Origin of the sequence: Bacillus cereus group sp. BcHK124, from assembly GCF_027712065.1 — a bacterium.
GTDB classification, from domain to species: domain Bacteria; phylum Bacillota; class Bacilli; order Bacillales; family Bacillaceae_G; genus Bacillus_A; species Bacillus_A pacificus.
In genome coordinates, this window is sequence record NZ_JAQFPJ010000005.1 from 286,816 (window position 1) to 302,692 (window position 15,877).

Sequence of the window (15,877 nt, forward strand, 5' to 3'; positions counted from 1 at the left end):
AGTCCCCCTATTTTCCTGACAAAATTTCTTGCTCCATCATATTTATAATACTGAATATTTCGTCTTTTTTAGTTTTTAATGCAGCCTTATTCACAATCATTCGAGCAGATATAGAATACATTTCCTCAAATACAATGAGTCCATTTTCTTGTAATGTTTTTCCTGTTTCAACAATATCAACAATCGCATCTACCAATCCAAGAATAGGAGCGATTTCTACAGACCCTTCTATTTTTATGATTTCTACATCCTCTCCTTTATCATGAAAATAGTTAGAAGTAATATGTGGATATTTCGTCGCAATACGTTTCTTCCGGTAGCTCTTCGGATTATAAGTAGGAATAGAAGCAACACAAAACTTACACACACCTACTCCTAAATCCAACATTTCATAAATATCTTTTTCGTTTTCCATTAAAACGTCTTTTCCAACGACCCCGATATCCGCTACTCCATGTTCTACATAAGTAGCAACATCTACTGCTTTCACCAAAATAAATGAGATATCTGTATTTTTACTTTGAAAGACAAGCTTTCGTCCTTTATTTTTAAGCTCTGAACAATCGATTCCAATCTGCTCAAAGAGTGGAATCACATGTTTTTCTAATCTTCCTTTCGTTAACGCAATTTGAATGTTACGCATGAAGTTTCTCCTTCTTTCTGGACTACCCATTTCTCGTTCCATACATATTCCACTAACGATTCGTTCTTTGCCTCAACAACCGTCACTATTTGATTTTTTCTTGCAAATTGAAAGGTGTCATTTAAATTAGAACATAAAGATATCTCTACTTTTTTCCCGTCCTTTTGAAGTAAATTTCGTAACCGTTCCGCTTCTGCTAATCTATTTAACTCGTAATGAATCATAATATCTATTCTCTTTCGTTCATACGGTTCTTGCTGCTCCTGCAGCGCCTTCACAATTTGATTAACTTGCACCGCGAGTCCAACAGCCGGCAACATTTCTCCAAAATTTCCAATTAACTCATCATATCTTCCGCCACTAACAATTTCTTCTCCAATTTCATATATATACCCTTTGAAAATAACACCTGTATAATAGTCCAAATGTTGAATCATACCTAAATCAATTGATATGTACGATCCATAGCCTAGCTTGTCAATTGCTTCATATATTTCTTTCACTCTTGCAATGGCCATTTTCATTTCATTACTGGAGGCGAGTTTTTCTGCTTCCTCAATCACTTCTAAATTCCCAAATAACCTTGGTAATTTCTCCAGTAACCTTACTGTTTCATCACATCGATCAAATTTTTTTTCTCTAATAAAATTTGATAGAGCAGCATAATTTTTACTTTCAATATATGTTCTAAGAACTTTCTCTTCTTCCTCATGAATGGAGAGCTTTTTGACAATACATTTATATAACTGCACTTGCCCAATCTCTATTGTAAAAGATTGCACTTTCAACTTTTGAAGTGATTGAATGACACTTATAACACATTCAATTTCAGCTCTTACATTATCAATACCGATAATTTCAATACCACTTTGCACGATCTCATTATATTTTCCAGTAAGGGACTCATTCGCTCGAAATACATTTCCGCTATACGTCACTTTAAGTGGTGTATCACACCTCTGCGTTCCGATCACTCTCGCTAAAGGAATTGTCATATCTGGACGCAATACGATAATCCTTCCCTTTTCATCAAAAAATTTATACATCTTTTCTTCATCTATCGGCCTGCTTTGAAAGGCGAACACATCATAAAATTCAATTGTTGGTGTCCTTATTTCTTCATAACCTCTCTCTAAAAAAGTACGCCTTAATTTTTGCTCCACTTCTTCAATTAACGTACATTCTTCGAATAAATAATCTCTCGTTCCATTTGGATTTGCCCGTTTCCATTTTGTCATCGAAATTCTCACACCTTTCCCTTTCTAATGTATGCTTATTTCATGCACCTAAACCGAAAATAAAAAGAGCCTTGTAGATAAAATATACCTACAAGGCTCTTTAGTAGCGTGTAGGTACAACGGGAATAACCCTTGCACCTACACGTTTTCACGCTAGGTTCAAGGGCTTTATGTATGATGATGTAGTTGTGTAAGCATTTTAATAGATTGCATTGTTTTCATAATACTTACTCCCTTTCTCCTCTAATTTTTACATAGTATATAATACTTAATTCTGAATGTAAATACATTTTAAATATTCCGTTATCTTTTAATATACAGCTACCATTCTTTCATACTCCTTTATTTCTTGTTCATATTGCATTGTAATACTAATTTCATCTAAACCATTTAATAATTTCTCTTTCCACATTTTCTCGATTGTAAAATGAAACCTGTGCGTACTTGTTGTAATTACTTCATTCTCTAAATTTACTTCTATTTGTTCTCTTGCATCCGTTTTGGCAAGCTTTTCTCGCATTTCTTTATCCATTACAATTGGTAACATACCATTCTTCATACAATTCATATAAAAAATATCTGCAAACCCTCCCGCGATAATTACGCGGAAACCATAATCAGCAAGTGCCCAAGGTGCGTGTTCTCTTGAAGAACCACATCCAAAATTATCACCTGTAATTAATATACTTGCTCCTTTTCTATCTGGTGCATTAAGTGGGAAATTAGGATTTTCGTGTCGTTCATTATCATACCGCCACTCATCAAATAAATATTTCCCAAATCCCGTCCTTTCAATTCTCTTTAAATATTGCTTCGGAATAATTTGATCTGTATCAATGTTATCATTCATAAGTACTGCGACAGTACCTTTATGAATACGAAATGGCTCCATCATAACTCTCCTTTCTAATATCAACAAAATGACCATATAACGCAGCTGCTGCCGCCATTGCCGGGCTAACTAAATGTGTTCGTGCTCCTTTTCCTTGTCTCCCTTCAAAATTACGATTTGAAGTGGAAGCGCAATGCTCTCCTTCAGGTACTTGATCTGGATTCATTCCAAGACACATGGAACATCCAGGTTCTCTCCATTCAAATCCTGCTTCTTCAAATATGTGATGTAGTCCTTTTTGCATCGCCGCGTCCCTTACTCTTTTCGATCCAGGCACAACGAGTGCTCGCACACCTTCTTTTACCTTTCTCCCTTTCACAACAGATGCAGCAATTTCTAAATCTGAGAGCCTGGAATTTGTACAAGATCCAATAAAGACATGCTGAACTGGAATGTCATACGTACTTTGTCCAGGGCTTAATCCCATATAAGAAAATGCTCTTTCGTCATTTACATCATGCTTTTCTGGCAATTTCTCATCAATACGAACTCCCATACTCGGATTTGTTCCCCACGTAACGTATGGCGCTAAATCCGTAACGTCTATCGAAATATGTAAATCATACATTGCATCTGCATCTGTATAAAGTTCAGACCATTTCTTCTCGAAAGTTTCATAGTCTTTCGGTGCATATTTACGTCCTTTTACATAAGCAACTGTTTTTTCATCTGGCGCGATAATACCCGCTTTTGCTCCTCCTTCAATCGCCATATTACAAAGCGTCATTCTCTCTTCCATCTCCATAGCCTGAATCGTCTCTCCGTAAAATTCCATTACATATCCCGTTCCAACTGCTACACCGTACTTTGAAAGGAGATGCAAAATAATATCTTTTGCGTAAACGCCTTTCTGTAATTTTCCTTTTAACTCAATGCCCATCGCTTTCGGTTTTCTTTGCCACAGCGTTTGCGTTGCCAATACATGTTCCGCTTCACTCGTACCAATACCAAACGCTAGCGCGCCAAACGCACCGTGCGTTGCTGTATGACTATCACCACAAACAATTGTTTTGCCTGGCTGCGTGAGCCCAAGTTCTGGTCCGATAACATGAACGATCCCTTGCTCTTCATCTCCGATATCCGCTAACGGCACCTGAAATTGTTTACAATTTTCCCGAAGTGTATCTAGTTGCTGCTTCGCAATGCGATCGGTAATATTCCAAACATCTTTCGTTGGAATATTATGATCCATCGTTGCGAATGTTAAATCTGGTCTGCGTACCGTTCGATTTGTAAGCCGCAAGCCTTCAAAGGCTTGCGGTGACGTTACTTCATGAACAAGGTGCAGATCGATATATAATAAATCTAATCCATTTTCATTTGTCGCAACTACGTGTCTTTCCCAAAGTTTATCTAGCAACCTTTTCCCCATTATCTTCCTCTCCCTACTAGTGCTTGCTCTTCCATTTCTTGCATTACTGCCTTCGTAAATGAAGTTGTCGTTTCAGTCCCGCCAATATCTGTTGTACATTTTCCTAATTTAAGGACTGCTGAAATCGCTTCTTCAATTGCACCCCCCTCTCTCGTTAATCCGAACGATTGCCCAAGCATCATGGCAACAGAGCGCATCATCGCAATTGGATTTGCCTTATTTTTCCCAGCAATATCCGGCGCTGATCCGTGAATAGGCTCGTATAGCGAAGGGCCCTTTTCCGCGTGACTTGCTGATGGAAGCATTCCTAATGATCCAGCTAATACGGAAGCTTCGTCACTTAAAATATCCCCAAATAAATTTTCTGTTACAATTACATCAAACCGTCCTGGATTCCGAATTAACTCCATAGCAGCTGCATCTACTAAAATATGTTCTAGTTCAGCATCTGGATAACGAAGGGCTACTTCTTCTGTTACAGTTCTCCATAGTTTACTAGATTCTAAAACATTCGCCTTATCAATAGATGTTACTTTTTTCTTCCGTTTACTCGCTAATTGAAAGGCATAAGAAACGATACGTTCAATTTCATGGCGATGATACGTAAGTGTATCTGTTGCTACTTCGTCGGTTCGTTCTTTCGGATAAGAAAAATAAATCCCACCTGTTAATTCACGAACGACAACGAAATCAATTTCATCAGCCTTTTTTAATGGCGATAAATGTGCCGTTGCACTTTCTACCGTTACAGGGCGAACGTTCGCAAATACACCGAGCCCTTTTCTTAAAGCTAATAATCCTTTCTCTGGTCTTTCTTTCGCACTATCCCACCTTGGTCCACCAACTGCTCCTAGTAAAACCGCATCACTTGCTAAACAAGCGGCAAGCGTTCGTTGTGGTAATGGTTGCCCATTTAAATCGATAGCACTCCCGCCAAAGTACTCATCTTGCAAATGAAAATGATGACCATATAACCTTTCTACCATATGCAATACTTCCTTCGCACTTTCCATAACTTCCGGTCCAACACCATCACCAGCTAAACAAACGATACGTTTTTCCAATTTCAACACTCCTTTTTAACTGAATTTTCAGAACTTTAATTTGACAGGTGAGAATAGCCTCTCTCACCTGTCAAACACTTATTTCACAAGCTGGATAAAAGATTTCAATTTCCCCGCTGCGTGGACATATGCTCTCGCCGACGCTTCCAATACGTCTTGCGCAACACCAAAACCTGATACTTGATGTGTTCCTTCTTTTAATTCAACATGAACATGAGCCAGTGCATCTTGACCTTGTGTAATAGATTGTATGCGATAATCCGCTAATTCACATTCTAATCCTAAAATTCTTTGGATTGCATTATAAATCGCTTCAATACTACCAGAGCCAGTAGCTGCATCTTCGAATACATTTCCTTCCTCATCTTTTAGTACAACTGTCGCACATTGTGTACTATTTGATACGAAATGTACTTGCAGTTGCGTAATATTATATTGCTGAGCCGCAAATGCTGCTTCACCAAGCATAAGTGCTCGTAAATCTTCCTCAGTAATTTCCTTCTTACGATCAGCTAATTTTTTAAACGCTTCAAACACTGCATCTCGTTCTTCCGTTGTAAATTCATAGCCAAGCTCTTTCATTTTTTCTGTAAACGCGTGACGTCCAGAATGTTTTCCAAGTACAAATAGGTTTTGAGATTCGCCTACTAACTCTGGTTCAATAATTTCATACGTTGTCACTTCTTTTAATACACCATCTTGATGAATTCCGGATTCATGAGCGAATGCATTCGCTCCAACGATTGCTTTATTTTTCGGTACAACCATACCTGTTAATCTGCTTACTAATGTACTTGTCGCTTTAATTTCTTTTAGCGTCATAGAAGGCTCTGCTTGATAGAAATCTTTTCTAATATGAAGAGCAACTGCGACTTCTTCTAATGCCGCATTCCCTGCTCTCTCTCCAATTCCATTAATTGTTCCCTCTACTTGCAATGCTCCCCCTTCAACCGCAGCTAGCGAATTTGCTACAGCCATCCCAAGGTCATCGTGACAATGACAAGAGAAAATTGCTTTTTCATATGAAGGAACGGATTCTTGTAAGTACTTAAAAAGAGAATAATATTCTTCTGGATTCGTATATCCAACTGTATCTGGAATATTAATTACATTCGCTCCTGCACAAATCGCAACTTCTACTGCCTCAGCTAAAAAATCTCTTGCTGTTCTTGTCGCATCTTCTGCAGAAAATTGTACTGTCGGAAATAACGATTTCCCAAGTGTAACCGAGCGATGAATACTATCTAACACATCTTCCTTTGACATACAAAGTTTATATTTCATATGAATATCACTCGTAGCTAAAAATACGTGTAGACGAGGAGATACAGCACCTTTCACAGCTTCATATGCTCTTCGAATATCGCTTTCTTTTGCTCTAGCTAAACTCATAACTGTAGCATTTTGAATTGTATTTGCGATGCGTTTTACCGATTGAAAATCCCCTTCGGAAGCTGCTGCAAAGCCAGCTTCCATAACATGGATCCCTAGTCTCTCTAATTGCCTTGCAATTTGCAATTTCTCTTGTTCATTTAAATTCACTCCTGGTGATTGTTCGCCATCACGTAGCGTCGTATCCATGAACAAAATCTGCTTCATATTATTTCATCCCTACCTTTACTCGCGGCTGTACGAAAGGCATCATTTCACGTAATTTACGTCCAACTACTTCGATTTCATGTTCATTCTCTTTCTCATTTGTCGCATGGAAATTCGGTCTTCCTGCTTTATGCTCTGCAATCCAACCTCTTGCAAATGTACCATCTTGAATTTCTGCTAGCACTGTACCCATCGCTTTCTTCGTATCTTCCGTTACAACGCGTGGCCCTGATACGAAGTCGCCCCACTGCGCTGTATCTGAAACTGAATATCTCATATTTTCAAGTCCACCTTCATACATAAGGTCAACAATAAGTTTCAGTTCATGTAAACATTCAAAATATGCAAGTTCCGGCTGATATCCCGCATCAACTAACGTTTCAAATCCAGCTTTTACTAGCGCAGTTACTCCGCCGCAAAGTACAGCTTGCTCTCCAAATAAGTCTGTTTCTGTTTCTTCTTTAAATGTCGTTTCTAATACACCAGCTCTCGTCGCTCCAATTCCATCGGCATAAGAAAGTGCCTTTTCAGTCGCAACTCCTGTTGCATCTTGGTATACTGCAAATAATGCTGGAACAGCGCCACCCTCACTAAATGTACGGCGTACAAGATGTCCTGGACCTTTTGGCGCTACTAGAAATACATCTACATTCGCTGGTGGTTTCACTTGATCAAAGTGAACATTAAATCCATGTGCGAAAACGAGAGAATTTCCTGCCTGTAAATTTGGCGCAATTTCCGCTTCATATACTTCTGGTTGCAGTTCATCTGGCAGTAAAATCATTACTACATCAGCCTGCTTTGCTGCTTCCGCTACTGTATATACTGAAAATCCATCTTCTTTCGCTTTATCCCAAGACTTCCCTTTTCTTAAACCTACTACTACATCAAATCCGTTATCACGTAAGTTTTGCGCATGCGCATGACCTTGCGAGCCGTATCCAATGATTGCTACTTTTTTTTCCTTTAATACATTTACCGTTACATCTTTTTCATAATAAACTTTTGCCATTTTCATTTCCCCCTATATTTAAATGATTATTGAATTAACATAACTTGCTTATCTTGTTTTTTCATACTACGCGTAAAGGCTGTTACCCCTGTTCTTGCAATTTCTTTCAAACCGTATGGACGAAGTAATTCAATTAATGCTTCTACTTTCTCCTGTGTACCTGTTACTTGCACAACTATGGAATCCTTTCCAACATCTATTACAGCGGCTCGAAACGGTTCAATTAAACTGTATAATTCCGCCCTCGCTACCGAAGTGGCTACTTTAATAAGTGCAAGTTCTCTTGCAATCATCGCTTCTTCTGTAATATCTGATACTTTCAAAACATCAATTTGCTTATGCAGTTGTTTAATTAGCTGCTCAACTTGCTGTTCATTTTCAACGTGTACAACAATCGTCATCCGCGATATGTCCGATGCTTCCGTATGACCTACTGAAATACTTTCAATATTAAAATGTCTTCGTGTCATAACACCTGTAATTCGGTTTAACACACCACTTTGATTTCGAACTGTTGCTGTAACAATTCTCTTCACCTTTTTTCCACTCCCTCCATTTGGTGAACACCTTTCCCTGGCGCAACCATCGGCATTACCTTTTCTGATTGAAGTACACGGCAATCAATTACGACCGGTTCTTGTAATTCAATTGCATGCTGCAATTGTTTCTTCGCAAGAAGTGGATCATCTATGCGAACTCCTTTTATGCCATACGCATTCGCAAGAGCAACGAAATCTGGTTGGCAAGGTAGTAAAGAGTGCGAATATCTTTTGTTATAAAATTCATCTTGCCATTGTCTTACCATTCCTAAAGCTTCATTATTTAAAATAAATACTTTAACAGGTAAAGAGTGTTCTTTTAACACACTTAATTCTTGCAGTGTCATTTGAAATCCAGCGTCACCAACAATTGCAATAACTAGTTCTTCAGGCTTTGCAATTTGTGCACCAATTGCTGCAGGAAATCCGAATCCCATCGTTCCTAATCCTCCTGAAGTTACCCATTTATCTGGATTTTTTAGCGGATAATATTGGGCTGCCCACATTTGATGTTGCCCCACATCTGTTGTTACAATCGCTTCTCCTTTCGTAATTTCATATAACATATCAATTGCATATTGAGGCTTAATACTTTCAGAATTTCGTTTATAAGAGAATGGATACTTTTCTTTTCTATTCTTTAATAAAGAGATCCACTCATGATGATTTTCTGTCCTTCCTTCTGATTGAAGTAATACTTGGAGCGCTTGCTTAGCGCTTGCAACAATAGGAATTTCAGTCGGCACATTTTTTCCGATTTCTGCTGGATCAATATCAATATGCGCGACAGTCGCCTCCTTAGCAAAATAAGCTAAATTTCCAGTAAGACGATCATCGAATCTCGCACCTATATTAATGAGTAAGTCGCATTCATATAACGCCATATTCGCTGTGTAAGAACCATGCATTCCTCCCATCCCTAGAAAAAGCTCTTCATCTGGTGGAAAGCCACCAAGACCAAGTAATGTATGCACAACAGGAATTTCGTATTTACGAGCAAAACTTGTTAATTCTTTCGAAGCTTTCGCATGCAATACACCTGCTCCAGCTAAAATTAATGGCTTGTTTGCAACTCTAATTGCTTGTAATAATTTGTTTATTTGAAGTAGATTCGGTTCATAATTCGGGTTGTATCCTGGTAAATCCATTTGCGCATCACTACATCGTTCGCCTTGCTCTACTACCATATCTTTCGGAAGGTCAATAACGACTGGCCCTGGTCTTCCTGTTCTCGCAATATGAAATGCTTCTTTAATAATTCGAGGTAAATCTGAAGCCTTTCGCACTTGATAATTATGTTTTGTCACCGGCATCGTAAGCCCCATAATATCGGCTTCTTGAAAAGCATCACTTCCAATTAATGTTGTCGCTACTTGCCCTGTAAATACAACAAGTGGTAACGAATCAATCATCGCATCTGCTAGACCAGTAATCACATTTGTAGCACCCGGTCCACTCGTTGCAATGACAACCCCTGGATTGCCAGTAATTCTGGCATATCCTTCAGCAGCGTGAATAGCACCTTGTTCATGCCTTGTTAAAATATGCGGAATTTCACAGTCATAGAGTGCATCATAAAGAGGTAAAACAGCACCACCAGGATAACCAAAAATCACTTCTACTCCTTCCTTTTCTAGCGCTTCTAACAATAGCTGTGCACCAGTTGCCAGTTTCTCTTCCGTTTTTGAAGACATTGTTCTTATAAGCCCCCTTTTAAAACCTTTTATCAATAAAAAAAATCCTACGTCCACACTCCAGCTATGTGCTGAAGGGACGAAAGATTTCGCGGTACCACCCTTCTTTGCAAGAATACTCTTGCCTCAGTGACCCATAAAATGAGTCTAGCTAGTAACGGAGCTACCGTCTAAGCCTAGACAAATGCTTCAGCTTAGCACTCAAGGGCGATGTTCGTCGACGTGAACCATCGGTTTCCAGCAACCACCGACTCTCTGTGAGGCTTCACAATCAACTACTCCTCCCTATCAACGCTTTCTTATGTTATAAAAAGTTGTTATCCAACTTTATTTTCTTCGTAAATTTTCTCTCCATCTTCTATAACTAACTTTCGGAATTCTTCTAGTAAACGATTCGTATGTGGACCCGTTTGCCCTAAACCAATCGTTCTACCATCTACTGTCGTAACAGCAATTACTTCAGCTGCTGTTCCTGTTAAAAATACTTCATCAGCTACATATACGTCATGTCTTGTAAATAACTCTTCTCTAACGTCATATCCAAGTTTTTCACCAATTTCTAAAATAGCGTTTCGTGTAATGCCTTCTAACGCTCCAGCAGAACTTGGTGGTGTAATTAATTTATTTCCTTTTACAATAAATACGTTATCCCCTGAACCTTCAGCTACGTATCCTTGATCATTTAACATAAGCGCTTCTTGTACTCCAGCCAATTTCGCTTCGATGCGAACTAAAATATTGTTTAAGTAATTTAAAGATTTTACTTGAGGCGACAATACATCTGGACGGTTTCGGCGCGTTGCAACTGTTACAACTGGAATCCCTTTTTCATAATATTCTTGCGGGAATAAAGATAGTTGCTCTGCAATTACTACTACATTCGGTTTTTTACAAGAATCAGGATCTAACCCAAGATTTCCTGCTCCTCTCGATACAACTAGGCGAATGTATCCATTAGATAATTTATTTTGTCGAATCGTCTCAACAACAATATTCGTTACTTCATCTAAAGAATATGGAATTTCTAACATGATGGATTTTGCTGATTCATATAACCGGACAAGATGCTCTCTCAAACGGAAAACATTACCGCTATAGACTCTAATTCCTTCAAATACTCCATCTCCATATAAATAACCATGATCATATACTGATACTTTTGCCTCGTCTTTTGGAACAAATTCTCCATTTAAGAAAATCCATTGCTCGTTCACTGGAAAGCGCCTCCTATGTTCTATGAATTTTTTATTGTTTCCTAGTTTACTCTCCTTTCTAAATAAATCAAGTGAATTTTTAGAAAATTTATAATTTTTATTCGTACGTACATCTTTAATTATATTGATTTAACAACATTGTTAACGTTTACAAAAAGTCAAAAAATTTTTTTCGTCAATTTCCATTAAAAAAATATTTGTTTAAAAGAAGGATTTTCGTCAATTGATACGAATCTATTGTATTCAATAAACGGACGTCCGTTTTTATAAATTCGGGAATATACAACGACTTTTGCTGAAAAAGGGGGGAAATAATAAAAATAACGCTGTCTAAAAATAACATTCATATTTTTCATTTCGGAATCATAATCCTATTTTTAAAAAACAATTTGTCAAAATGAAGGAGGAAATCAATATGGCGTGTGTACAAATTAAAGGAACGAGACAAGAGGTAGTAGAAATGCTTCAACTATTCGATCTAATGGATACGAAAGGTTTTTGTAAATTCGATAATTATGTAGAGGTAGAACCAAATAATAAAGAACATAACAATTTTATTGCTTCCATCGACATCCATTCAAATACTTCTTCCGCCCAAGATACTTTAAACGATCAATTCGTAAGCCAAATGCTTACTGGTGTATATAACGACTAAATAAAGTCGTACTTTAATCAGACTACCCGTAAATAACAGATAAATATATGCTTCCTACCGTCTTTGTATAAATATATACGATGAACTTGAGCATACTAACAACTAGATGGTAGGAGGTGAGAATTATGGCTAAAATTGGTGTTGAAAATTCGTTAACAGATGTCCAACAAGCTCTTCAGCAACAGGGGCATGAAGTCGTTACAATTAACTCGGAACATGACGCACAAGGATGCGACTGTTGCGTTGTAACTGGGCAAGATTCTAATATGATGGGTATTGCAGATACATCAATAAAAGGATCGGTAATTAACGCCCACGGTTTAACAACAGATGAAATTTGCCAGCAAGTTGAGAGCCGCATTTAAATTCCATACAAAAAAGAAAGAGGACTCCTTCTGAAAAGGAGTCCTCTTTTTTATATTCACCTAACGGGAAAGTAACATATACTGGATGAAAGCCCTACCTCTCTCTCATCATTACGGTTCCACTGACCGCTCCTTGATTCACTAGTATACCTATAAAGCCTATAATTATAATTTATAGGGTTTGTTCACAAAAGTTGTTGGTAAAACTACCCGATCTTTCGCAAACTTTTCGTATTATATTTATAAGATTTATTTACTTTACACTAGCTGTAACCGAGACACGAATTAAAATTTTAACATCAATATAACAACTTGTCAACATTTTTCACAAATTTAAAACAGACAATAACGGTTTGTCTGTTTTAGAATGGAGCTTTTTCTTTTATTACATATACAACAAAACCGCTTACTAACATACATAAGCCAACTACTAAGTTTTTGATATTAATCATAAATTCCTCTCCCTTATTCCACACATCATATATATTTACAGTTCAATTATTCCGATCATCCTAAAGCGCACTTTTTCTAATATATCATAATTCCTAAAAAATGCAAGTTCACTTTTAGCGACCATTTACAAATTTATCTACAGTGCTTGGTACGGTATTTAAAGCTTTTTCAATTAAATGTGTACTACTATTGAGATGTAATACTTGCACACCGTTAGAACCAACTACTAAAAAAGCAACTGGGCTAATAGAAACCCCAGCCCCGCTTCCGCCTCCAAATGGATGACTTTGCTTATTCTCTTTATGCTGCCCTTGTCCATTATTATGTTTTTCGGAAATAAATTCACCTTTAAAGTCACTTCCTCCAGCTCCAAAACCAAAGGCCACTTGAGATACTGTTAATACTACATTTCCGTCAGCTGTTGAAACTGGACTTCCAACAATCGTATTTACATCTACCATCTCTTTTAAATTTGTCATTGCTGTTTTCATTAAATTTTCAATTGGATGTTCCATTATGTATTGCACCCTTTCCTCATTATTCTTTTTTATACTTTCCAAAATAGAGGAAGTCATACTAACTTTTCCTATTTCAAAAAAACAATCTTCACCTTTTAAATGGATATTACTCCCTGTACATACTCGGATAAAAAGGAAAAAGAGATACATACTACTATTGAACCTTGTTATGAAAGGAGTCATGACTTTGACTGAGAAATTTGATGAGTATAAAAAAAGAGATAGAATAGATAGTGATTATAGTGACTATAAAGAAGAATATGCAGCTGAGGTTGCACCACAGCGCATTGATTATGATTACGATGAGAAGGAACATAAAGATGATGTAAGATCGTCCGCTGCTGGATCAACGGCTGGCTTTATCGCTCTTGCCTTATCTATCTTATCACTTTTCACCTTCCCAACATTATTCGGTCTTGTTTCTGTACTACTAGGTATTTACGCTTATAATCGCGGAGCTACTGTAACTGGTGGTATCGCTGCGATTGTCGGCGGAATTGCAGCACTCATTGCAATTTTATTCCGAGTAGCGCTTATCGGCTTATTGTTCTCCCTCTTTTAAAAAGAAAAAGGTATCTCGCTTATGCGGGATACCTTATCCTGTAAATACATCTTCTGACGGATATTTAATTTTTTGTTTTGCTGGTCGCGCTAAAGAAAATACAAGTGTTAACGGTCCGATTAATCCACAAAACATAACAAACATAATCATACATTTTCCAAACGCTGATAACTTTGCAGTAATTCCCATCGTTAATCCTACCGTTCCAAACGCTGAAATTGTTTCAAATAGTAACTGAATAAAACTGAAGTCTTCTGTAAGCATTAACATAAATACTGCTGCAAAAATAAGGATTTGACTAGCAACGGCAATTGCTAATGCTCTCGTTACTGTCGACATTTTAATTGTGCGCTGAAATAATACGATTTCCTCTTTCTTTCTAAAGAAAGAAAGAACAGATGTAACTAAAATAACAAACGTTGTTAATTTAATCCCTCCACCTGTTGATACACTTCCTGCACCAATAAACATTAAAACCATCGTAAATAATATAGATGATTCTTCCATTCCCCCGTAGTCAACTGTATTAAATCCAGCCGTACGAGGAGTAATCCCTTGGAAAAAAGAAGCCCATAACTTTTCATTTAACGGTAAATTCCCTAACGTCTTCACATTATTATATTCCAATACAAAAATCACAATCATCGCTATCACATTTAGCGCTACCGTTCCAATAATCATGATTTTGGAATGAAGCGATAGTTTTCGAAAACTCCGGCTATACCATATATCAATTAGTACGGTAAATCCGAGACCACCTATTACGATTAAAGAGCAAATCCCAATATTAATAATCGGATCGCCTACATACCTTGTTAAATTATCCGGCCATAGAGCAAATCCAGCATTATTATAAGATGCGATCACGTGAAAAATACTATAGTATAAACCTTTTCCAAAGCCAAACTCTGGAATAAAACGAAATGATAAAAAGATGACTCCAATAAACTCAATACAAATTGAAAATATAAAGACACGTTTTACTAATTTTACGAGACCACCTATATTTGTCTGATTAAACGCCTCTCCAATTAATAAGCGATGACGTAATCCGATTTTTTTACCTAATACCCAAACAATTAAAATGGCAATTGTCATAAGACCTAAACCGCCCGTTTGAATTAAAAACATAATTACAATTTCGCCAAACATCGTAAACGTACTTGCAGTATCTACTACTCCCAAACCCGTTACAGTTGCTGCTGATGTTGCCGTAAAGAAAGCATCTACCCAACTAATATGTACTTTCGTTGCGAATGGTAACTTTAATAACAAACCGCCAACCACAATTAAGCAGAAAAAACCTAATGCTAATATTTGTGGTGGATTTAATCGTATAAAACGATTATACAGCCTTTGTCTTTTTGTTACTTCCATATTCACTAGCTCCCTTTTTTCCCTCATAACTAAAGGCTTATAAAAAACCTTAAATAGCAGGATAAACCTTATATTCTTATAATATAGTTGAGCATAATCCTTTTTTTCATAGTTTTCAACTGTTATTTATACTCGAACTTCACTTCATTTATGAAAAGACTCTTTCTATTATAAGTATCCTTACTCTATAACTCTCACAACAATCATTTTATATGTATCATTCCTTAAATCCTCATACCTTTCACTCTATGTTCACATAGGGGTCACATCTATCTTTTATAGTATATGTATCGGAGCTGTTCCTCCCTAATTTATAAGACATTCCCCAGTGTCTTGAACAGCTTTCCATCCCTAATTAAATTGACATAAATTGTCCCCTTCCTTTGGCCATCCTGTGTGATGGTCTTATTTTTGTCTTTCTATCTTCTATTTAAAACTCCCTCTCTCTTTCACTCTATGTTCACACGGGCGTCACATCCACATTTTATAGTATATGTATCGAAGTTGTTCCTCCCTAATTTATAAGACATTCCCCAGTGTCTTGAACAACTTCCATCCCTAATTAAATTGACATAAATTGTCCCCTTCCTTTGGCCATCCTGCGTGATGGTCTTATTTTTGTCTTTCTATCTTCTATTTAAAACTCCCTCTCTCTTTCACTCTATGTTCACACGGGCGTC

General features: G+C 37.2%; 16 protein-coding genes and 1 other annotated feature. Of the genes, 3 read left to right on the plus strand and 13 right to left on the minus strand.

Features of this window, described 5'->3' with window-relative positions; all coding sequences use genetic code 11:
- Positions 1-7 precede the first annotated feature (7 nt).
- From hisG to ilvE, 10 genes are all read right to left on the minus strand, one after another.
- A complete protein-coding gene (hisG, locus tag PDK19_RS11360; protein WP_016716980.1) occupies positions 8-643 on the minus strand; it encodes an ATP phosphoribosyltransferase in 636 nt (211 codons plus the stop codon).
- Entirely contained in the window at positions 619-1,881 is a 1,263-nt protein-coding gene (gene hisZ / locus PDK19_RS11365) for an ATP phosphoribosyltransferase regulatory subunit (protein ID WP_000170318.1), read from the minus strand. The genes hisG and hisZ overlap by 25 nt, the downstream gene beginning before the upstream one ends.
- 310 nt (positions 1,882-2,191) lie before the next feature.
- A complete protein-coding gene (gene leuD, locus PDK19_RS11370) occupies positions 2,192-2,773 on the minus strand; it encodes a 3-isopropylmalate dehydratase small subunit (protein WP_000433214.1) in 582 nt (193 codons plus the stop codon).
- Positions 2,751-4,145, minus strand: coding sequence for a 3-isopropylmalate dehydratase large subunit (gene leuC, locus PDK19_RS11375; RefSeq protein ID WP_000518095.1), 1,395 nt, complete (start codon positions 4,143-4,145; stop codon positions 2,751-2,753). The genes leuD and leuC overlap by 23 nt, the downstream gene beginning before the upstream one ends.
- Positions 4,145-5,209: a 3-isopropylmalate dehydrogenase gene (gene leuB, locus PDK19_RS11380; RefSeq protein WP_074614902.1), complete on the minus strand. Its 1,065-nt coding sequence runs from the start codon at positions 5,207-5,209 to the stop codon at positions 4,145-4,147. Before leuB ends, leuC begins: the two co-directional genes overlap by 1 nt.
- 78 nt (positions 5,210-5,287) lie before the next feature.
- Positions 5,288-6,808: a 2-isopropylmalate synthase gene (leuA, locus tag PDK19_RS11385; protein WP_000809575.1), complete on the minus strand. Its 1,521-nt coding sequence runs from the start codon at positions 6,806-6,808 to the stop codon at positions 5,288-5,290.
- A 1-nt stretch (position 6,809) separates the two neighbouring features.
- Positions 6,810-7,820, minus strand: a complete 1,011-nt coding sequence (gene ilvC / locus PDK19_RS11390) for a ketol-acid reductoisomerase (RefSeq protein WP_001151735.1) — start codon at positions 7,818-7,820, stop codon at positions 6,810-6,812.
- Between the two features lie 26 nt (positions 7,821-7,846).
- Positions 7,847-8,356 (minus strand): acetolactate synthase small subunit, encoded by a 510-nt coding sequence (ilvN, locus tag PDK19_RS11395; protein WP_000822944.1) that lies wholly within the window; start codon positions 8,354-8,356, stop codon positions 7,847-7,849.
- Positions 8,353-10,053 (minus strand): acetolactate synthase large subunit, encoded by a 1,701-nt coding sequence (gene ilvB / locus PDK19_RS11400; protein WP_000095845.1) that lies wholly within the window; start codon positions 10,051-10,053, stop codon positions 8,353-8,355. The genes ilvN and ilvB overlap by 4 nt, the downstream gene beginning before the upstream one ends.
- A gap of 72 nt (positions 10,054-10,125) precedes the next feature.
- Positions 10,126-10,354, minus strand: a binding site (T-box leader).
- 16 nt (positions 10,355-10,370) lie between these two features.
- The gene (gene ilvE / locus PDK19_RS11405; RefSeq protein ID WP_001005497.1) at positions 10,371-11,267 is read right to left on the minus strand and encodes a branched-chain-amino-acid transaminase; all 897 of its coding nucleotides are present in this window, start codon (positions 11,265-11,267) and stop codon (positions 10,371-10,373) included.
- Positions 11,268-11,682: 415 nt separating this feature from the next.
- Here ilvE and PDK19_RS11410 point away from each other — a divergent pair, with 415 nt between their 5' ends.
- On the plus strand, positions 11,683-11,922 hold the full coding sequence (locus PDK19_RS11410) for a DUF3911 family protein (protein WP_000752504.1): 240 nt from the start codon (positions 11,683-11,685) through the stop codon (positions 11,920-11,922).
- A 125-nt stretch (positions 11,923-12,047) separates the two neighbouring features.
- Positions 12,048-12,287, plus strand: coding sequence for a YkuS family protein (locus PDK19_RS11415; RefSeq protein ID WP_001062581.1), 240 nt, complete (start codon positions 12,048-12,050; stop codon positions 12,285-12,287).
- Between the two features lie 362 nt (positions 12,288-12,649).
- On the opposite strand, the gene PDK19_RS11420 is transcribed toward PDK19_RS11415, so the two are convergent.
- Both PDK19_RS11420 and ytfJ read right to left on the minus strand, forming a co-directional pair.
- The gene (locus tag PDK19_RS11420; protein WP_000608225.1) at positions 12,650-12,739 is read right to left on the minus strand and encodes a hypothetical protein; all 90 of its coding nucleotides are present in this window, start codon (positions 12,737-12,739) and stop codon (positions 12,650-12,652) included.
- Positions 12,740-12,853: 114 nt separating this feature from the next.
- Entirely contained in the window at positions 12,854-13,315 is a 462-nt protein-coding gene (gene ytfJ / locus PDK19_RS11425) for a GerW family sporulation protein (protein ID WP_001997038.1), read from the minus strand.
- Positions 13,316-13,427: 112 nt separating this feature from the next.
- Between ytfJ and PDK19_RS11430 the strand changes: the two genes are divergently transcribed.
- The gene (locus tag PDK19_RS11430) at positions 13,428-13,820 is read left to right on the plus strand and encodes an imidazole glycerol phosphate synthase (RefSeq protein ID WP_001997037.1); all 393 of its coding nucleotides are present in this window, start codon (positions 13,428-13,430) and stop codon (positions 13,818-13,820) included.
- Positions 13,821-13,853: 33 nt separating this feature from the next.
- Here the strand turns inward: PDK19_RS11430 and PDK19_RS11435 are convergent, their stop codons facing one another.
- A complete protein-coding gene (locus tag PDK19_RS11435) occupies positions 13,854-15,197 on the minus strand; it encodes a TrkH family potassium uptake protein (RefSeq protein ID WP_000454127.1) in 1,344 nt (447 codons plus the stop codon).
- Positions 15,198-15,877: the final 680 nt, after the last annotated feature.